Genomic DNA, 18,932 nt, shown 5'->3' on the forward strand with positions numbered 1-18,932 from the left:
CCCACAACGGACCCGTCGCCATCCGCCGCTCCGGGCTGGCCGATCACTCCTCGTCGCGGCGCCTTCTTCCGTTTAGCCCGGCAAGCCCGGAGCAATCTCGCCGCGCAATCGGGTGGATAACCGCCGGCGACCAGAACGCGCGCTGGCCACCCTGTCGGCAAGTCGTCACAATAGAGCCGCATTGAGGCCTCACTTCGGGGTTGTGCTTAGTCGACAAGTGAGGGGTGCCCGTCGGTTCGCGGCCGGGTATTTTTGTACAAAGCAAACAGGGGATTGCGCGCCCGTAAGCCGGCTTCGTTGACTTAGCTCGCCACGACAGGCAAATGTCGGGGCACAGACATCAGTCGATCAAGCCGACGCGCCTGGGGAAGAAGCCGCCGTACTGAATGCACGACATGGATGAAACCATAGCCGAGCTCGGCAACGAACCGCCGCTTATTGCGGACGGGCGTAGTGGTCCGCCGGATCGGCGCGAGGTCTCAGCGCGGTGGCTGTCGGGCACTTTCCTCACCGGCGTCACCTCCAGCGTCCTGATGGGCGTGGCATTGTTTGCCGCCCTCGACGGCCGCGAGCAGTTGGCAACCCCACCGGAAATCGCCGAACTCGTCGGCCTCGCCAAGACCGGCGACTCGGGCGAATCGGCCAAGACCGCGCGGCTCGCGCCGCTGCGCCAGATCGCCAAGGCCAAGGACCGGCGGCGCATGGAAGTGTCAATGGTCACCAAGGTCGGTGACCGCGACGTGATCCGCACCATGCCCTTTGTGCAGATCAAGATGGCGCTCGGAGCCGGCCACAAGACCAACCGCGCCTACCCCGCCTTCGACCCGCTCGCCATCTTCGCCGAGGACGGTGCCGCCCAGACGGCGGCGAGTTCCAGCACGACCGGCCAGATCTACGGCGCCAAGGTCGAGAGCGACATGAGCCTCAAGACGGTCGACTTCCCGCTCGACCAGGCGACCTTCGACGAGAAGAGCGGTCTGTCGACCGACGAGGTCGAGCAGGTCGTGCGCGAGACCGGCATGATCCTCAGCGACGGCGCCGTGCAGGTGGCAGCACTCCACTACATCGTCCCGGAGCGCTTCGGCGACACGCTGGCGACGCAGGCGCTCAACGCTTCCTACGGCGTCCGCATCGTGCCGGAGAACGTTTCGGTGACGCCGCGCACGCCGGGCGAGGAGCAGTCGGTCGTCTTTGCCGAGGACATCATTCCTTTCAATGCCGAGGGCGAGATCGCCAAGACCTTCGCCGACGCCGGCTACGAGGGCGATGACGCCACGGGCATGGCCGAGGCCATATCCAAGCTGCTCGAGACCACGAAGCTGAAATCCGGCTCGGTGCTGCGTGTAGGCCTTGAGGTCCGCGGCGACGAGGCCAAGGTCGTTCGCACCAGCGTCTACGACCACCAGAACCATCTTCTGTCCATTGCGCTCGACGATCACGGGCAGTTCGTGCCCGCCGCAGAGCCCGAGCCCAACCCGGAACTGCTGACCGCCTTCGACGACGCGCCGCCCGTTACCGTGCGCGGCAACCTGCCGACCGTCTATGACGGCATCTACCGGGCCGCGTATTCGTACGGGATGTCGAAGGACATGACCAAGCAGCTGGTCAAGCTGCTCGCCTCCGATGTCGACTTCCAGTCGCGGCTGAAGCCCGCCGACCGCGTCGAGGTCTTCTTCTCGCAGCCCAACGGCAATGACGAGATGTCGGAAGACTCCGAATTGCTCTACGTCTCGGCGACCTTCGGCGGCAACACGCGCAACCTCTACCGCTTCCAGCTGGAAGACGGCGCCTTCGACTATTTCGACGAGGACGGCCGCAGCGCCAAGCAGTTCTTGCTGCGCAACCCGCTTCCCAACGGCAAGTTCCGCTCCGGCTTCGGCAGCCGCCGCCATCCGATCCTGGGCTATACCAAGATGCACACCGGCGTCGACTGGGCCGCGCCCACCGGCTCGCCGATCATCGCCGCCGGCAACGGCGTCGTGGAGAAGGCAGGCTGGGCCGGCGGCTACGGCAAGCAGACGATCATCCGCCACGCCAACGGCTACGAGACCTCCTACAATCACCAGAGCCGCATCGGCAACGGCGTCAAGCCCGGCGCCCGCGTCAGGCAGGGCCAGGTCATCGGCTATGTCGGAACGACCGGCCTGTCGACCGGCGCCCACCTGCACTACGAGCTGATCGTCAACAAGCGCAAGGTCGATCCGATGCGCGTGCGCCTGCCGGTCGGCAAGGTGCTGAAGGGCGAGCAGCTCGAGGCCTTCAAGCGCGAGCGCGCCCGCATCGACGAGTTGCTGCGCGAGGAAGAGACCGATCCGCTGAAGGTCGCGAGCGCCAAGGTCTCGGGCTGAGCCCCGCCGCAGGTCGCGGCCCTATCCATACTTCCGAAGTTTCCAGCACCGGCCAGGCAGCGCCCGCCAGGTTTCGCCGCGCGCCATAGGAAAAGGGCGAGGCGGCCCGCAGCCGCCTCGCCCTCAACACATCGTATGGTGGACGGCCGCCTAGTTGATGAACTCGACGTTGACGCCCGGCTTGACGATCTTGGCCAGTTCCTGCGCGTCCCAGTTGGTCAGGCGCACGCAGCCATGGCTTTCCGTCTTGCCGATCTTGGCCGGGTCGGGCGTGCCGTGGATGCCGTAGGTCGGCTTGTCGAGCGCGATCCAGATCGACCCGACCGGGCCGTTCGGGCCGGGCGGAATGGTCAGGATCTTGTTGTTCTCGCCCTGCTTGAAGTTCAGGTTCGGATTGTAGGTGTAGTTGGGATCGACCGCGATGCGCGTGACCGCATGGGTGCCGGTCGGCGACGGCGTGTCGGTCGAACCGATGGTCGCCGGATAGGCGACGATCAGCTTGTTGTCGGCGTCATAGGCGAAAACCTGCTTCTTGCCCTTGTCGGCGACGATGCGCGCGACCTCGCGCTTGGCCGGCGTGCCGATGTTGGCGACCCGGATGATGGTGCCCGGGCGGTTGAAGTTGGCCCCCGGGTTGAGCGCCTTGAGATAATCCTCGTCCATGTGGAAGCGCTCGGCCAGCGCCTCGGGCACCGAGGTGAAGCTCAGCCGCTCGAGCTTGGCCTTCTCGCCATAGTCGGACGGCACCGAGGCGACATAGGGCCCGGCCGCGTCCTGCGGCGTGATCGTGTAGGTGGTGAAAGGATCGCCGCCGGATTCGGCGAGCGCCTTCTTGATGCCTGCCGAATCGGTCGACTTCAGGTTTTCCCGGGTGATGGCGCGGTAGGCGACGATCGCCTTGTCGACATTGGAGCCGAAGCGCCCGTCGATGACGCCGGGCGATGCGCCGCGGCGGTCGAGCAGCACCTGCAGCGCGGCAACCTCCTCGCGCGCGCCGAAGCTGGTCGGCGGCTCGGCCTGTTCCTCGATGATCTCGGTCGTCGTCGGCGTATTCGGCTTCAGCCGGCGATACTCCTCGGTCGGGGCGTTCGGCTCGGCCAGCGGCGCACGCTCGACCAGCGGGGCGCGCTCGATCGGTTCGCGCGCGATGATCTCAGGCTCCTCGCGATAGGTGCGGCGCGGCGCTTCGGGAAAGGTGTTGTCCAGCCCGCGCGGCAGGCCGCGGCCGGAATAGTCGTCATACTCCTCGATCGGCGGCGCCGTCAGGATGCCCTGCTCGCGCAGCCGCTCGCGGCGCAGCCGCTCCATGTCCTCGGGATCGTCGAGATAGTAGCGCTCCTGGCGGCGGTCGCGGCGCGCCTGGCGCAGCTCTTCGCGACGTTCGCGCAGGCGGCGCGGCCGTTCGACCGACAGGACCTCGCCCGTATAGGCGTCGACGATGACGCGCCGGCCGAACTCGTCATAGAAGATCTCGACGTCGCCGGACTGGGCCAGCACGACGCCTTCGGGCCCCGCGGCACGCGGCGCATCCGGCCACAGATTCGCCGAAGCGAGGGCGCTGGTCGACGAAAGTCCGGCGGCGAGCGCCGAAAGCACGATTATCCTGCGAAATTCTGGCAAGTAAGTTCTCCGGTACCACTGCGCCGCAAGGCGGATCTCAGATCGCGCGTCGCCGCGCGAGCCAAACGTGAATGCAAGGATAATGGTTGCAACATGAACCGGGCATGAAAATGGCTGCATCGCGGCGCGCTCCGCCTATTGCGCAGGTTTTCCCTCGCCGGCGCCCCGGCCGCCACGCGGCGCCGCCGCGAGTTCGGCCTGCACCCGCTTCGGCAGCTTTTGCAGGATCATCCCGTAGCTCGCCCGCAGATAGTCCTTCAGCGCGGCGTCGTCCATGCTCTCCTGAGTCCGGCGCTGGATCCATTTCATGCCGCGCGAGGCGAGATAGGGCGCGGGCCTTAGCCCCGGCTGCTCGCGCAGGATGTCGAACGCCAGGTCCGAACATTTGAAGGTGACGCCGGCCAGCGCGCCGTCGCTCCAGCCGGCGATGGCAAACACCTTGCCGCCGATCTTCCAGACATGCGCCCCGCCCCATTGCACAACATGGGTGGTGGGACCGAGCGAGGCGCAGAAGGCATTGTAGTCGTCGAGCGTCATGGGCCCTGTCTCGCACACATGCGCGATCGATGCCACGCGCCGGAATTCTTGGCCGGCGTGCTCCTGCTGCCCGAAAAGTGCTGCGGCAGGGCGCCTCATGAGGTGTCGGGCCGCAGGGCATTGTGCGCGAGCGAATGGGCGTGGGCGAGAATCCGGTCGACCTCGCGGGTTCTGCGCCGGGCCCAGGCGTCGGGATCGTAGCGCGCAAGGCGCCCGCCCGGCGGCCGGCCGGGCCGCAGCGGCGTGGTGCGATGGCGACGTCCAGCAGCCAGCGCCAGGTCGCGCCGCGCTTGCCAGCGCAGGAAGCGTCTTGCCAGCCCCGGCAGGTCGTCGAGCGCCCGGCCGAGCGCGTCGAGCCGCCCAAAAAGCCGGCCGGCATCGAGCGGATCGTCGGGCAGCGGCGGCCGCCACGCCGGGATTTCTTGCCGCGCTGCGCCATCGAAGAGCGAGATGCGCGGCACGCCGGGCCGCCAGCGGCGGCGGCCGCCGCTCCAGCGCGGCAGCGGATCGAGCAGCGGCAGGCAAAGCGTGCGGGACGCGGGTCTTTTTGGCGGAGCAAGCGACGCCGGAACCGGCGCGCCGGCTTTCCAGACAATGCCGGTGCCGACCCCGTCGCGCACCAGGATCGACGGACGCGGCTTCTGCGGGGCGCGCCTGCGCCGGACCGGCGGCAGGGAAAGCCCGCGCGACAGCACGATGGCCAGCCGCCGCGCCGCCGATTCGGCCGGCCGAAGCAGGCTGAGCACGGCGCGGTGGAGGTGGCGCGGCAGGCTTTTGGGCGCGCCGCCGCCAAGCGACACCATGGCGACCAGCCCGGCCAGAATGGACTTCAGCGCCTCGCGGTGTTCCTCAATTATTGCAGTCCAGACCATCCTCGGCTCCTTCGGCCGGCGATTATGCGGGAGGCGCGGAGGGTGTGGATGAAATGGGGGAGCCGAGGGGACGAAGCGGAGTTGGCTGGCTCGCAGGACCGGTCGTTGCGCGGTGCGCTCACGCAACGTTGGATATGGCCGGGAGAGGACCGTCCGGTTTTTTGGGGGCACCCAGCGGTAAGCTGTTTTTCGGGATCTGCCTGACAGGCAAAGTTCGCCACCCCCGTGAAACTGATGACCGCTTTTCCACGCTCGTCGCTATCCGCGTTCCAACTGACTTTTCCCCTTCAGTATCATGTCACGTGCTTGCCATCCGGTTCGTTCGAGTTTCCGGTCGCCGTTCGGCCTGCCATCTGGCATCACCGCGCAACGATTCAACAGTGATCGCGGTCTTTTCGAACGCGTCAGCCCATCTTCGCCAAGACGCCTTCGAGGTTATCGAGAAACCGTTTCCACCCATGTTCTGCACCGTTGCGGGCTTGGTCCTGACCGGTGGCGAAGCCTGTCTGTTCCATTCGAAGGCGGGTTCCATTCCCAGTTGGGGTCAATTCCCAGGTCACCACAGTGTTGATCCCCATGCCAACCCACGTGTAGGAGAGTGACTTGCCGGGTTCATTCTGCAGGACTTTGTAATCGACTGAACCCCAGTCGCCGCTCATCGTGAAGGTCTGGCCGGGCTTGGCCGAGAAGTTGTTCTTCATTAGCCACTCCTCGATCAAATGTGGTTGGGTCAGTGCGCGCCAAATCCTGTCTGGCGGAAAGGCGAGGTCTCGTTCGATCACGACGGATTGCAACTGTTTCATTGGTCTATCCTTTTCAGCAGGTCTTCGAGATCATCAAATCGCGCTTCCCAGAAACCAGCCATCTCCATGGTCCAGTTTGTGAGTGGCACAAGCGCAGCAGGTAAGGGTGAATAGTGTGTCTTGCGACCGTCCTGGCGATCGCGCACGAGGCCCGCACGCTTCAGCACGCCCAAGTGCTTGGAGACGGCGGGCTGAGAGATTCCGGCATGCTCCGTCAGGGCCACGACCGTCAACTCACCCCCGCGACACAAGCGCTCGAAGATCGCGCGGCGGCTTGGATCAGCAAGAACCTTCAAAAGCGTGCTTACATTCTCGGACATTATTCATAACCCGTCAGATATGATTCATTTCATAGCCGCACAGTTATGATTAAGTCAAGGTCGCTTCCGGGCATTCGACCGGGCCGGGTTGCGAACAATGGTGTGAGATGCGGGAAACAAAAAGGCGACTTTGTCGCCCAAAGCAACCTCCGACAAGAAATTCCCCGCCTTGCGACGGGACATTCTCGTCTGCCCGTCGACCGCCCTGGTTGCAGACCATGACCTCTTCGCCAGTTCGCGCTGCGGCCATCGGATCGCGGCGGCTTGCCGCCGGAACAAAAAAATGCCCCGCCTTGCGACGGGGCATTCTGGTTTGTCCGATAGGCCACCCAGGTGGAATAGCCAGGGCCGCCGGATGCCGGGCGGTTCTGCCCCTTAGGCCGCTTCTTCTTCTGCGGCGGGGGCGACCATCGGCTTGGACCGGAAGTTCAGCCGGTCGGAGCCGTTGGTGATCTTCACCACCGAGCCGTCGCGGACCTCGCCGAGCAGGATCTTTTCCGACAGCGGATCCTGCAGCTCCTTCTGGATCACCCGCTTCAGCGGGCGGGCGCCGTAGGACGGGTCGTAGCCCTTCTCGGCCAGCCATTCGAGCGCGTCCTTGTCGAGCTCGAGCACGATCTTGCGATCCTCGAGCAGCGATTCGAGACGCTTCAGCTGGATCTCGACGATCTTCGCCATGTGCTCGCGGCGCAGCCTGTGGAACAGGATGATCTCGTCGACCCGGTTGAGGAATTCCGGCCGGAACGACGCGCGCACCACGCCCATGACATCGTCGCGCACCACGTCGACATCCTGCTCGTCGGTCAGCGCCACGAGATATTCGGAGCCGAGGTTGGAGGTCATGATGATCAGCGTGTTGCGGAAGTCGACCGTGCGGCCCTGTCCGTCGGTCAGGCGGCCGTCGTCGAGCACCTGCAGGAGCACGTTGAAGACATCCGGGTGCGCCTTCTCGATCTCGTCGAACAGCACCACCTGGTAGGGCCGGCGGCGGACGGCTTCCGTCAGCGCGCCGCCCTCCTCGTAGCCGACATAGCCGGGAGGCGCGCCGATCAGCCGGGCGACGGAGTGCTTCTCCATGAACTCCGACATGTCTATACGCAACAGCGCGTGCTCGTCGTCGAACAGATAGTCGGCGAGCGCCTTGGTCAGCTCGGTCTTGCCGACGCCTGTCGGCCCGAGGAACATGAACGAGCCGATCGGCCGGTTCGGGTCCTGCAGGCCGGCGCGCGCCCGGCGGACGGCCTTCGACACCGCCTGCACGGCCTCGCCCTGGCCGACCACCCGCTTGCCTAGCTCATCTTCCATGCGCAAGAGCTTGTCGCGCTGGCCTTCCAGCATCTTGTCGACCGGAATGCCGGTCCAGCGCGAGACGATGTAGGCGACGTGCTCGGAAGAGACCGTCTCCTCGACCAGCGTGCCCTTCTCTTCCTGCGTCTCGGCCACCTTCAGCTGGGCTTCCAGCTCGGGGATGCGGCCATAGGCGATCTCGCCGGCCTTCTGGAACTCGCCCTTGCGCTGGGCAATGGCGAGTTCGTTGCGGGCGTCGTCGAGCTCCTTCTTGATGTCGGCGGCGCGGCCGAGCTTGTCCTTCTCGGCCATCCACAGGCTGGTCAACCGCGCGGATTCCTCCTCGATCGAGGACAGCTCCTTCTCGATCTTGACCAGCCGGTCCTTCGACGCCTCGTCCTTCTCGAGCTTGAGCGCCTCGCGTTCGATCTTCAGCTGCATGATGCGCCGGTCGAGCTCGTCGAGCTCCTCAGGCTTGGAATCGATCTGCATCCTGAGACGCGCGGCCGCCTCGTCGACGAGGTCGATCGCCTTGTCGGGCAGGAAGCGGTCGGTGATGTAGCGGTTGGACAGCGTCGCCGCGGCGACCAGCGAGGAGTCCGAAATGCGCACCTTGTGGTGCTGCTCGTACTTCTCCTTCAGGCCGCGCAGGATCGAGATCGTGTCCTCGACGCTCGGCTCGTCGACCATGACCGGCTGGAAGCGCCGCGCAAGGGCTGCGTCCTTCTCGACATGCTTGCGGTACTCATCGAGCGTGGTGGCGCCGACGCAGTGCAGCTCGCCGCGCGCCAGAGCGGGCTTCAGGAGGTTCGACGCGTCCATCGCGCCGTCCGACTTGCCGGCGCCGACCAGCGTGTGCATCTCGTCGATGAACAGGATGACGCCGCCGGCGGCCGACGTGACCTCGGACAGCACGGCCTTGAGCCGCTCCTCGAACTCGCCGCGGTATTTCGCACCCGCAATCAGCGCGCCCATGTCGAGCGCCATCAGCTGCTTGTCCTTCAGCGTTTCGGGCACGTCGCCATTGACGATGCGCAGCGCCAGGCCCTCGGCGATGGCCGTCTTGCCGACGCCCGGCTCGCCGATCAGCACCGGGTTGTTCTTGGTGCGCCGCGACAGCACCTGGATGGTGCGGCGGATTTCCTCGTCGCGGCCGATCACCGGGTCGAGCTTGCCGGCGCGCGCGTCGGCGGTCAGGTCGCGGGCGTATTTCTTCAGCGCGTCATAGCCCTGCTCGGCACTTGCCGAGTCGGCGGTACGGCCCTTGCGAAGGTCGTTGATCGCCTGGTTCAGCGCCTGCGCGGTGACGCCGGCCTTGGAGAGGATATCCGAAGACTTCGCCGACTTCTCGACGGCCAGCGCGGTGAGCAGGCGCTCGACCGTGACGAAGCTGTCGCCGGCCTTGGTGGCCATGTCCTCGGCGCTGGTGAAAACCTTGGCGAGCGGCTGCGCCATGTAGAGCTGGCCGTTGCCGCCTTCGACCTTGGGCAGTGCGTTGAGTGCTGCCTCGACGCCGAGCTGCACGGCCTTGGCGTCGCCGCCGGCGCGCGAGATCAGCGAGGCCGCAAGGCCTTCCTGGTCGTCGACCAGGACCTTCAGAAGATGTTCGGGGGTGAACTGCTGGTGATTGCGCGAAAGCGCCATGGTCTGCGCCGACTGGATGAAGCCGCGCACGCGCTCGGAGTATTTCTCGATGTTCATGTCTTCCTGTCTCCACTCCAAATCCGACCTGATTGCAGCATCGGAAAGGCCAAAGGTGACGGACCCGCTCGATGAGCCGAATCCAACTTGGACCTGATATGGGTACTGGCCCGGATGGGCTCAAGAAGCATTGACCGGCGTCAATGAAACAAAACAGGCGGACAAACAAAATCGGCGGGGACTTTCGCCCCCGCCGCCGGTAAATGCTGCTAAATTCGCCGGACGCCTAGCTGTCGGCGTCGATCAGCGGTGTGTCGGACTTTTCTGCCTTTTCGGCGACCGGCTCCGGAGGAGCGCCCCGCGACAGGGTCTGCGCGAGACCCGAATCCGGGGCGACCTCGTCATCGCCTTCGGGGCGGGCGCGTTCACCGCGGCGCGGACGGCGGCCGCGGCGCGGCGCCGGGGCGTCGCCATCCGGCGTGCTGCCGTTCTGTCCCTTGGCGTGGCGCCCGGAGCTGTCATTGCCTTCGCCCGAAGCGTCCGAATTGAGGGCCACCTCGGCCGGCGTTCCGTCGATCACCGGCTGCGGGCCGGTGCCGTGGCTTGCCTGGCGGTTCTGGTCGCCGTCGCCGTCACCCTGGCCGCTGCGCTCCTGATTGCCGCGATCCTGGTTGCGGTCCTGGTTACGATCCTGTCCGCCCTGGCCGGCATTGTCGCCGCTGCCCTGGTTGTCGAAATCGTCGCGATCATCGTCGTTGTCGTTGTCGTCGGAGTTGTCGCGCGCGTTCTGGTTCTGGATCGGCAGCTGGGCCTGAGCGGCCGCGATGATGCGGTTGTAATGCTCCGCGTGCTGCAGGTAATTCTCGGCCATGACGCGGTCGCCGGAGCTGTGCGCATCGCGAGCAAGCTGGGCGTATTTCTCGGCGATCTGCTGGGCCGAACCGCGGATCTTTACGTCCGGGCCGTTGCTCTCGTAGCTGCGGGTCAGGGGATTTGGGCCCTTGCGGTTGTTATTATTGTTGCCGCCACTGTTGTTGCGGCCGCGCATGCGCCTGTTCTGCTGTTGTGGCCTCATTAGACTCTCTTGGGTTTGCAATAAAATGCGGTATCGGGGGCGCTCAAGCTGCCAGCCGATCCGTGGTGTTCTTAACGGTGTTCGCCCGCAATAGCGTCGGCGCCACGTCCATCCCGATCCAGTTACTTGTTAACCGCCGGATATCCCCGCACGAAGCTCAGGCGATATTCCCGCAAGAAGGCAGTTTGCATCAAAAAGGAAACCGAATTGATAACAGCACTGCCTGCTTCGTTTCATCCGGTGCCGGGACCCTAGCCGCTATCGCCATCCTTGCCAAGCGCTTTTTGCGTTGCGGTAAGTAAGCGTTAACGCTGGAAAACCAACACCCTGTCATGCCCGGCGAGATCGCTCCTGGCCTCGACGGCACGGTAACCGGCCGCCTCGAACAGGCGCGTCACCGCCTCCTTCTGCGTATGCCCTATCTCGAGCGCAACGCGCCCGGACGGTTCAAGATAGTTCTCAGCCTGTTTCGCGATCACCCTGTAGGCATCCAGCCCGTCGGCACCGCCATCAAGGGCCCTAGCCGGATCGAAATTCCTGACCTCGCGCTGCAGGGATAGGAGGTCGTTTGTCGGTATATAGGGCGGGTTTGCGGCAATTGCATGGAATTTGCCGTGGATTTCGGTAAACCAGTCCGACTTTTGCACAGAAAACCGCGCGCCGAGGCCCAGACGCTCCGCATTGCCGCGGGCGGTCGCCAGCGCATCCTCCGACAGGTCGACGCCGGTGGCCGTTGCCAGCGGGACTTCCGACAGCAGCGCCAGCGCGATCGCGCCGGTCCCCGTGCCGAGGTCGATGATGCGGCAGCCGCCTTCGCGGGCCGCGACGTCGCGCAGGAAGGGCAGCAGCGCGTCGACAAGAACCTCGGTGTCCGGTCGCGGCTCGAGCGTTTCTGCCGAGAGCGCAAGCTGCAGGCCGTAGAACTCGCGAAAGCCGAGGATCCGGTGCACCGGCTCGCCGGTGATTCGCCGGCCAAGCGCGGCGTCGATCGCCATGACCGCGTCGACGGCGACGATTCGATCCGGCGCCGAGATCGCATCGGCCCGGCTCGTCGCGGAAAAATGTTCGACGATCAGCCTGGCGTCGAGTGCGGCATCGGGGATTCCGGCCTTGGCAAGCAAGCTGCGCGAAGACGCCAGCAGTTGCGCCAGAGAGCGCGGCGTAGTGTCAGCCGTCATTGCCGGCATTGGCGAGCAGCTTCGACTGGTGGTCGGAAACCAGCGCCGAGATGACCTCGTCGAGCTCGCCCATCATCACCCGGTCGAGCTTGTAGAGCGTCAGGTTGATGCGGTGGTCGGTAAGCCGCCCCTGCGGGAAGTTGTAGGTGCGGATGCGCTCCGAGCGATCACCCGAGCCGACCTGCAGCTTGCGCGACTCCGAGCGTTCCTCGTCGGCCTTGCTGCGCTGCATGTCGTAGAGCCGCGCCCGCAGGATCTGCATGGCGCGGGCACGGTTCTGGTGCTGCGATTTTTCCGCCTGCACCACCATGATGCCGGTCGGCAGGTGGGTGATGCGGACCGCCGAGTCGGTGGTGTTGACGTGCTGCCCGCCCGAGCCGGAGGCGCGCATCGTGTCGATGCGGATCTCGTCCGGCTTGATGTCGATGTCGACCTCCTCGGCCTCCGGAAGCACCGCCACCGTCGCCGCCGAGGTGTGGATGCGCCCGCTTCCCTCCGTCGCCGGCACGCGCTGCACCCGGTGCACGCCGGACTCGAACTTCAGCTTGGCGAACACGCCCTTGCCCGAGACGGTGGCGATGATTTCCTTGTAGCCGCCTGCCTCGCCCTCGCTCGCCGATGCAACCTCTATGCGCCAGCCCTGGGCGGCGGCGTAGCGCTCGTACATGCGGAAAAGATCGCCGGCAAACAAGGCCGCCTCGTCGCCGCCGGTGCCGGCGCGGATTTCGAGGATGGCGTTCTTCTCGTCGGCCGAATCCTTGGGCAGCAGCAGGATCTGGATTTCCTGGCCGAGTTCCTCGATCTGCTCCTCGACGCCCGGCAGGTCGGCCTCGGCCAGATCGCGCATCTCGCGGTCGGTCGCCTTGTCGGCAAGCATGGCTTCCAGATCTGCCAGCTCGCCCTCTGCCTTCGTCAGGTCCCTGATCTTGCCGACCAGTTCCTGCAGGTCCGAATATTCCGACGCGAGCTTGACGTAGGCCTCCGGGTCGGGGCCGGCCGCCATCTGCGCTTCGAGCATGTCGAATCGCTTGACGAGTTGGTCCATCCGGGCACGGGGCAGGCTGATCATGAGCTGGCTTTACAAGGGAATCGAGCGGTCGTCTGCAAAGGCCTGCAGCAGCGCACGCATCGGCAGCCGGGCGGACATGCCGGTGAGGTTTTCCTCGAAGAATTGTTCCAATTCCCCGACGTTGAGCTCGGTCAGCATGGCTTTCACCGGCCCGATCGATGCCGGCGACATCGAGATCGAACGGTAGCCGATGCCAATCAGTGCCATGGCGGAGATCGGCTTGCCGGCAAGTTCGCCGCACAGCGTCACCGGCGTGTGGTTGCGGCGGCCGGCATCGGCGATCTGCTTCAGCGCGCGCAGGAAGGGCACCGACAGCGTGTCGAAGCGGTCGGACAGCTGCGTGTTGCCGCGGTCGGCCGCCATCATGAACTGGAACAGGTCGTTCGAGCCGACCGACACGAAGTCGACGGCCTGCATCAGCTCGTCGAGCTGCCACAGCAGGGTCGGCACCTCGAGCATGGCGCCGACCTTCAGGCTGGTCGGCAAGTGATGCGCGAAACGAGACAAATGGCGCACTTCGCGGTCGATGATCTCGCGCGCCTGGGCGATCTCGCCAAGCTCGGTCACCATCGGCAGCATCAGCTTGAGCTCGCGCCCGCCCGCAGCCTTCAGCAGCGCGCGGATCTGCGTGCGCAGCAGGCCCGGCCGGTCGAGCGTCAGGCGGATGGCGCGCCAGCCGAGCGCCGGGTTCTCCTCGTGCGAGGTGTTCTTGAAGTAGGGCAGCACCTTGTCGCCGCCGATGTCGATGGTGCGGAAGGTCACCGGCTTGTCGCGCGCCGCGTCCAGCACGTCGCGGTAGAGCCCCTCCTGCGCTTCGGCGCGCGGGAAGGTCGAGGCCACCATGAACTGCAGTTCGGTGCGGAAGAGGCCGATGCCGGCCGCACCCGATTCGACGAGTTGCGGCAGGTCGACGGCAAGCCCGGCATTCATCATCAGGTCGATGTGCACACCGTCCCTTGTGTCGGAGGGCTTCTTCCTTAGTTCCCGGTAGAGTTCCTGGCGGCGCGCCCGGAAACGCACCTTCTCGGCATAGGCCGCCTCGAGGTCGGACTGCGGCCTGAGGTGGATCGCGCCCTCGTCGCCGTCGACGATGATGGCGTCGCCGTTCTCCGACATAGACACCGCGCCCTTGACCTGGCCGGCGACCGGAATGCCGATGGCGCGCGCCACGATGACGACGTGGCTGGTGATTGCGCCTTCCTCGAGCACCAGACCGCGCAGCTTGTCGCGCGGGTAGTCGAGCAGTTCGGCAGCGCCCATCGAGCGGGCCACCACGATGGCGTCCTTGGGCAGCGTCGCGGCGACCGTGTCAGGCCCGCGCCCCATCAGCTGGCGCAGCAGACGGTTGGCGAGGTCGTCGAAGTCGCTCATCCGCTCGCGCAGATAGGGGTCGGTCATGTGCAGCATGCGCGCGCGCATGTCGCTCTGCACCTTCTCCACCGCGGCTTCCGCCGTCAGCCCGTTGCGCACGGCCTCGTCGAGCCGCCGCGCCCAGCCGCTGTCATTGGCGAACATGCGGTAGGCTTCGAGCACGGCGCGGTGCTCGCCCTCGAAGGCGACGTCGCGGCGCGACAGCATGTCATCGATCGACAGCCGGAGCGAGCCGAGCGACGCCTCCAGGCGGCGCATTTCCTCTTCGGAATCCTCGTTGAAGAGGTTGGTGACGACGATGCGCGGCTCGTGCAGCACGACGTGGCCGAGCCCGATGCCCTCGTTGAAGGAGACGCCGGTGAAACTCGCAGGGCGGCTGAGGTCGAGTTCCAGCCCCGGCCGCGTCAGACGCGCCAGGTCGCCCGCGGCGATCATTTCGGCGATTACCATCGCCGCTGTCTCCAGCGCCTCGACCTCGTCGTCGCGGTACTGCCGCTTGGTGCGGTTCTGCACCACCAGCACGCCGAGCGTGCGGCCGGCGCGCAGCACCGGCACGCCGAGGAAGGAGCTGTAGATCTCCTCGCCGGTTTCCGGGAGGTAGGTGAAGGCTGGATGCTGCTGGGCTTCCGACAGGTTGAGCGTGCGCGCGCTGGACGCGATCGTGCCGACGAGGCCCTGGCCGAGCCGCAGCTGCGCAAGGTGGACCGAACCGGGGTTCAGGCCCTCGGTAGCGTAGAGCTCAAGCACGGAGTCGGCGCGCAGCACATAGAGCGAGCAGACCTCGGCCACCATGTTCTGGGCGATGTCATGCACGATCCTGTCGAGCCGCTCCTGAGGCTCAAGCGCCTCCGCCATGAGCTCGCGGAGGCGTTTCAACAGGACGCGCGGGCCAGCGGTCATGTCACGCATAAAGCGTCGTCTCCTGCGGCGGAGCCTGAAAGCCCCGCCAGAACATAAGGCGCCTCATTCCGGAAGATGCATAAGGCCGGAAACGCGAGACCGAATTACCTGTTTCTACTGCTTATCCAGACCGTAGACGGAATGCAAAGTGCGAACTGCAAGTTCCGTGTAGGGACCGTCGATCAGGATGGAAATCTTGATCTCCGAGGTGGTGATGGCGCGGATGTTGATGCCCTTGTCGGCTAGTGCCCTGAAGGCGGTCGCCGCGACGCCCGCGTGGCTGCGCATGCCGATGCCGATGACCGACACCTTGGTCATGCCGGCCTCCGACTGCACGACGTCGAAACCGATCGTCGGCTTGGCCTTGTCGAGCACGGCCAGCGCCTTGTCGACATCGCCCGACGGGACTGTGAAGGTCATGTCGGTGAAGGCGCCGTCCTCCGAGATGTTCTGGACGATCATGTCGACGTTGATGTTGGCCTCGGCAAGCGGGCCGAAGATGCCGGCCGACACGCCAGGCCGGTCGGCCACGCGCCGGAGAGAGATCTGGGCTTCGTCCTTGGCGTAGGCGATGCCGGTGACAACCTGCTGTTCCACGATTTCATCCTCGTCGCAAATGAGCGTACCGGGCGGGTTGTCGAAATCCCCCATCCCCGGCGCATCCGGATCGTCAAACGAAGAGCGCACGAAGGTCCGGACCTTGTGCACCATAGCAAGTTCGACCGAGCGCACCTGCAGAACCTTTGCCCCGAGCGAGGCCATTTCGAGCATTTCCTCGAACGACACCTTGGCCAGCCGGCGCGCCTTGGGCTCCATGCGCGGGTCGGTGGTGTAGACGCCGTCGACGTCGGTGTAGATGTCGCAGCGGTCGGCCTTCACGGCAGCCGCGATGGCCACCGCGCTGGTGTCGGAGCCGCCGCGCCCGAGCGTCGCGATGCGGTTGTCGGGCCCGATCCCCTGGAACCCGGAGACGACTGCCACCTGGCCGATCTTGAAGCGCTCGATCAGCCGGCTGCCGTCGATGTCCAGGATGCGCGCCGCGCCGTGCGAATTGTCGGTGCTGATCGGGATCTGCCAGCCCTGCCAGGAGCGCGCGTCGACACCGATATGCTGCAGCGCCGTCGCCAGCAGGCCCGAAACGATCTGCTCGCCGGTCGAAACCACGGTGTCGTATTCGCGCGCGTCGTGCATGGGAGACGCCTCGCGCATCCACGCCACCAGCTCGTTAGTCTTGCCGGCCATGGCCGAAACCACCACCGCGACCTCGTGGCCGGCGTCGACCTCGCGCTTGACGTGGCGCGCGACATTGCGGATGCGGCCAATGTCGGCCACGGAGGTCCCGCCGAATTTCATCACGATGCGCGCCATGGAAGTGGCAGGTCCCCGTCTGCGGGCCGCCGTTCCCCGGCGGCACATCTAAGCAAAGCGCCCCGGCAAAGCGGGGCGAAGTCGCGGCCTCCATAGCCAAAAGGACAGCCGTTCGCAAGCTGACGTCGTCAGCCTGATGCCGGTCGGGTCCTGCGCCGGCGCAGGATCCCTGAACGGTCAGGGCAGCCTCAGGGAATCTCGTAGACGCGCAGCTCGCGCTCGATGCCGCGCAGCGAAACGTCGTGCGACTGCGGCGTCAGCGCCTTTTGCCTCAGCAGCGTCGCCGTCTGCAGGTCGTCGACGACGGCGCCTGTGGCGAAGATGGACTGCGAATTGGCCAGTCCCTGGACGCGCGAGGCGATGTTGACGGTCTGTCCGAAATAATCCTGGCGCTCGTTCATCGAGACGGCGATGCAGGGGCCTTCGTGCAGCCCGATCTTGAGCAGCAGGTCCTCCCGCCCGTGCTTGCGGTTGAGGTCGCGCATGGCCTCGCGCATCCGCAGGGCCGCGGCGATCGCCCGCTCGGGCGTCGGAAAGGTCGCCATCACCGCGTCGCCGATCGTCTTGACCACCGCGCCGGCCTCCGCGGCGACGATTTCGTTCAGCACCTGGAAATGCGCCCGCACGAGATCGAAGGCAACGAGGTCGCCGACCCTTTCGTAAAGCTCGGTCGAGCCCCTGAGGTCGGTGAACAGGAAGGTCAGGCTGGTGATCTTCAGCCGCTGTTCGACGGCAAGCGTATCGGTCCGGTAGAGGTCGCGGAACGTCTGGTTGGACAACAGCCGCTTGGCCGTCAGGAAGGGCCGGCGGCGGCCGAGCAGGTCGTGCAGCGTGCCGCCGGCGATGCAAACGCTGGGCAGCGCGCGGGCGTCGCTGCGGTTCTCGACGGCGATGCGCAGGGGACCCGGGCGCATCTCCATCTTCTGGTTGTGCACGTGGTCGCGGTCGTAGATCATCGACAGCGTCTGGCGCTCGCGGGTCGGCTCGCCCCTGACATCGATGAACTGGGCCGAATGGCTGACCGGCTCGAAGACGACGATGAATTCCGCCGGCAGCTGGATCGACAGCACTGCCTTCTCGCCGGGCGCCAGCTCGACATGGTCGATGATGAAGTCGTTCACGATGGCGTCGTAACCCTCTTCGGGGAGATCGACGCCCGATCCCCAGTACATCTGCCGGTAGTACTCGGCGAGCGGCAGCCCGTCGGGGTTGTGTGCCGCGATCCGGCGCAGCCTCGGGCTGACCGTGAAGGTGACGTCGACCATCTCGTCGAGCGTCGGCGCGTAGGAATCGGCGCACAGCGAGCAGGCATACGCCTCCTTCTGCAACGTCTTCAGCGAGGCATTGGTCTCGAGCACGCCGCCGCAGCCGGGGCACAGCACGTTCCAGGCGATATCGAACATGCCGATGCGCGATCCGTGCAGGAAGGCGGCGATGCTGGCCTCCTCATCAAGGCCGTTGCGCGCCGCGAAGGCCAGCGGGTTGATGCGGCAGAGCCGGTAGTCGGGTTCGTCGGCGACCAGCCGTTCGATTGCCTCGACGACCCCGGGATCGGCCGACTGGCCAAGCAGTGCAAGGAAGTCCGTGGCTTCACTCATCGGAGTGGCTCCGGGCGGCGGTCCGGCCTCCCGGCCATCCGCTTTCGCCCGCTGCCATGATACACCCGCGCAGTTCCGGGCGCCATGGTCAAAGGACACTCGCCGCGGTTGCGTCACGCGCTAGATTGTTGTCTTGACTTTCGCACCGGGGGACACGACTTCCTTGGGCCGAAGAGGAGACCCGACCATGGCTGAAGCCCGACGAACGACCATCGATACTGCGGAAGTCGAGCGCTTTTCGGCATTGGCTGCCGAATGGTGGAATCCGAACGGCAAGTTCCGGCCGCTGCACAAGTTCAACCCGGTGAGGCTGGCCTATATCCGCGACCAGGTTGCAGCGCGCTTCGGCCGCGATCCGCATGCCGCAAAGCCCCTCGAGGGCCTGCGCATCCTCGACATTGGCTGCGGCGGCGGGCTGCTCTGCGAGCCGCTGGCCCGGCTCGGCGCAACGGTCGTCGGGGCCGATGCGTCCGAGACCAATATCGAGGTGGCGAAGCTGCATGCCGCCCAGTCGAACGTGGCGATCGACTACCGCGCCACCACCGCCGAGGACCTTGCCGACGCCGGCGAAAGCTTCGACATCATCCTCAACATGGAGGTCGTCGAGCATGTCGCCGATGTCGGCCTGTTCATCGGCAAATGCGCCGAGATGGCGAAGCCTGGCGGCATCATGTTCGTCGCCACCATAAACCGCACCCTGAAGGCGCTCGGCCTGGCCATTGTCGGCGCCGAGTACGTGCTGCGCTGGCTGCCGCGCGGCACCCACGAATATGGCCGGCTGGTGCGCCCGGACGAGCTGGAGAAGGCGCTGTCGGAGGCCGGCATGGCGGTCGTGGACCGGACCGGCGTCGTCTACAACCTGCTCGGCGATCGCTGGCAGCGCTCGAAGGACATGGACGTCAACTACATGGTGATTGCGGAGAAGCCGGCCGGCTGACGTTGCCG

The 18,932-nt window shown here is 65.9% G+C and carries 14 protein-coding genes; 2 read left to right on the plus strand and 12 right to left on the minus strand.

All coding sequences use genetic code 11. The annotated features are described in order from the left end of the window. Positions 1 to 386: 386 nt before the first annotated feature. Positions 387 to 2,348, plus strand: a complete 1,962-nt coding sequence (locus ACT2BZ_RS02415; RefSeq protein WP_457939015.1) for a M23 family metallopeptidase — start codon at positions 387 to 389, stop codon at positions 2,346 to 2,348. A gap of 150 nt (positions 2,349 to 2,498) precedes the next feature. Here ACT2BZ_RS02415 and ACT2BZ_RS02420 read toward each other — a convergent pair whose 3' ends face one another. From ACT2BZ_RS02420 to ACT2BZ_RS02475, 12 genes are all read right to left on the minus strand, one after another. Further along, positions 2,499 to 3,968: a L,D-transpeptidase family protein gene (locus ACT2BZ_RS02420; protein ID WP_457939017.1), complete on the minus strand. Its 1,470-nt coding sequence runs from the start codon at positions 3,966 to 3,968 to the stop codon at positions 2,499 to 2,501. A gap of 135 nt (positions 3,969 to 4,103) precedes the next feature. Further along, positions 4,104 to 4,505, minus strand: a complete 402-nt coding sequence (locus ACT2BZ_RS02425) for an MmcQ/YjbR family DNA-binding protein (protein WP_457939019.1) — start codon at positions 4,503 to 4,505, stop codon at positions 4,104 to 4,106. A 95-nt stretch (positions 4,506 to 4,600) separates the two neighbouring features. Beyond that, positions 4,601 to 5,377 (minus strand): hypothetical protein, encoded by a 777-nt coding sequence (locus ACT2BZ_RS02430; RefSeq protein ID WP_457939021.1) that lies wholly within the window; start codon positions 5,375 to 5,377, stop codon positions 4,601 to 4,603. Between the two features lie 404 nt (positions 5,378 to 5,781). Further along, the gene (locus ACT2BZ_RS02435; RefSeq protein WP_457939022.1) at positions 5,782 to 6,180 is read right to left on the minus strand and encodes an SRPBCC family protein; all 399 of its coding nucleotides are present in this window, start codon (positions 6,178 to 6,180) and stop codon (positions 5,782 to 5,784) included. Next, positions 6,177 to 6,500 (minus strand): ArsR/SmtB family transcription factor, encoded by a 324-nt coding sequence (locus ACT2BZ_RS02440; protein WP_457939023.1) that lies wholly within the window; start codon positions 6,498 to 6,500, stop codon positions 6,177 to 6,179. The genes ACT2BZ_RS02435 and ACT2BZ_RS02440 overlap by 4 nt, the downstream gene beginning before the upstream one ends. A 375-nt stretch (positions 6,501 to 6,875) precedes the next feature. Next, positions 6,876 to 9,488 carry an ATP-dependent chaperone ClpB gene (gene clpB, locus ACT2BZ_RS02445; RefSeq protein ID WP_457939025.1) on the minus strand — a complete coding sequence of 871 codons (2,613 nt, stop codon included), beginning with the start codon at positions 9,486 to 9,488 and terminating at the stop codon, positions 6,876 to 6,878. 226 nt (positions 9,489 to 9,714) lie between these two features. Beyond that, a complete protein-coding gene (locus ACT2BZ_RS02450; RefSeq protein WP_457939026.1) occupies positions 9,715 to 10,503 on the minus strand; it encodes a DUF4167 domain-containing protein in 789 nt (262 codons plus the stop codon). Between the two features lie 305 nt (positions 10,504 to 10,808). Next, complete coding sequence (gene prmC / locus ACT2BZ_RS02455) at positions 10,809 to 11,681, minus strand: peptide chain release factor N(5)-glutamine methyltransferase (RefSeq protein WP_457939027.1); 873 nt, start codon at positions 11,679 to 11,681, stop codon at positions 10,809 to 10,811. Continuing rightward, positions 11,671 to 12,750, minus strand: coding sequence for a peptide chain release factor 1 (gene prfA, locus ACT2BZ_RS02460; RefSeq protein WP_457939028.1), 1,080 nt, complete (start codon positions 12,748 to 12,750; stop codon positions 11,671 to 11,673). The genes prmC and prfA overlap by 11 nt, the downstream gene beginning before the upstream one ends. Positions 12,751 to 12,759: 9 nt before the next feature. After that, the gene (gene ptsP / locus ACT2BZ_RS02465; protein WP_457939030.1) at positions 12,760 to 15,030 is read right to left on the minus strand and encodes a phosphoenolpyruvate--protein phosphotransferase; all 2,271 of its coding nucleotides are present in this window, start codon (positions 15,028 to 15,030) and stop codon (positions 12,760 to 12,762) included. A 105-nt stretch (positions 15,031 to 15,135) separates the two neighbouring features. After that, positions 15,136 to 16,389: an aspartate kinase gene (locus ACT2BZ_RS02470; RefSeq protein WP_457939031.1), complete on the minus strand. Its 1,254-nt coding sequence runs from the start codon at positions 16,387 to 16,389 to the stop codon at positions 15,136 to 15,138. A gap of 188 nt (positions 16,390 to 16,577) precedes the next feature. After that, complete coding sequence (locus tag ACT2BZ_RS02475) at positions 16,578 to 17,987, minus strand: DUF5939 domain-containing protein (protein WP_457939032.1); 1,410 nt, start codon at positions 17,985 to 17,987, stop codon at positions 16,578 to 16,580. Between the two features lie 187 nt (positions 17,988 to 18,174). Here ACT2BZ_RS02475 and ubiG point away from each other — a divergent pair, with 187 nt between their 5' ends. After that, positions 18,175 to 18,924 carry a bifunctional 2-polyprenyl-6-hydroxyphenol methylase/3-demethylubiquinol 3-O-methyltransferase UbiG gene (gene ubiG / locus ACT2BZ_RS02480; protein WP_457939034.1) on the plus strand — a complete coding sequence of 250 codons (750 nt, stop codon included), beginning with the start codon at positions 18,175 to 18,177 and terminating at the stop codon, positions 18,922 to 18,924. Positions 18,925 to 18,932 lie beyond the last annotated feature (8 nt).

It is taken from the genome of Mesorhizobium sp. 10J20-29, from assembly GCF_054130485.1.

What these genes read in the sequence shown, in the direction of transcription:
- ACT2BZ_RS02415 (WP_457939015.1), top strand. Translation starts at nt 387, where the DNA reads ATGCACGACATGGATGAAACCATAGCCGAGCTCGGCAACGAACCGCCG.
- ACT2BZ_RS02425 (WP_457939019.1), bottom strand. Translation starts at nt 4,505, where the DNA reads ATGACGCTCGACGACTACAATGCCTTCTGCGCCTCGCTCGGTCCCACC.
- ACT2BZ_RS02430 (WP_457939021.1), bottom strand. Translation starts at nt 5,377, where the DNA reads ATGGTCTGGACTGCAATAATTGAGGAACACCGCGAGGCGCTGAAGTCC.
- ACT2BZ_RS02435 (WP_457939022.1), bottom strand. Translation starts at nt 6,180, where the DNA reads ATGAAACAGTTGCAATCCGTCGTGATCGAACGAGACCTCGCCTTTCCG.
- ACT2BZ_RS02440 (WP_457939023.1), bottom strand. Translation starts at nt 6,500, where the DNA reads ATGTCCGAGAATGTAAGCACGCTTTTGAAGGTTCTTGCTGATCCAAGC.
- clpB (WP_457939025.1), bottom strand. Translation starts at nt 9,488, where the DNA reads ATGAACATCGAGAAATACTCCGAGCGCGTGCGCGGCTTCATCCAGTCG.
- ACT2BZ_RS02450 (WP_457939026.1), bottom strand. Translation starts at nt 10,503, where the DNA reads ATGAGGCCACAACAGCAGAACAGGCGCATGCGCGGCCGCAACAACAGT.
- prmC (WP_457939027.1), bottom strand. Translation starts at nt 11,681, where the DNA reads ATGACGGCTGACACTACGCCGCGCTCTCTGGCGCAACTGCTGGCGTCT.
- prfA (WP_457939028.1), bottom strand. Translation starts at nt 12,750, where the DNA reads ATGATCAGCCTGCCCCGTGCCCGGATGGACCAACTCGTCAAGCGATTC.
- ptsP (WP_457939030.1), bottom strand. Translation starts at nt 15,030, where the DNA reads ATGCGTGACATGACCGCTGGCCCGCGCGTCCTGTTGAAACGCCTCCGC.
- ACT2BZ_RS02470 (WP_457939031.1), bottom strand. Translation starts at nt 16,389, where the DNA reads ATGGCGCGCATCGTGATGAAATTCGGCGGGACCTCCGTGGCCGACATT.
- ACT2BZ_RS02475 (WP_457939032.1), bottom strand. Translation starts at nt 17,987, where the DNA reads ATGAGTGAAGCCACGGACTTCCTTGCACTGCTTGGCCAGTCGGCCGAT.
- ubiG (WP_457939034.1), top strand. Translation starts at nt 18,175, where the DNA reads ATGGCTGAAGCCCGACGAACGACCATCGATACTGCGGAAGTCGAGCGC.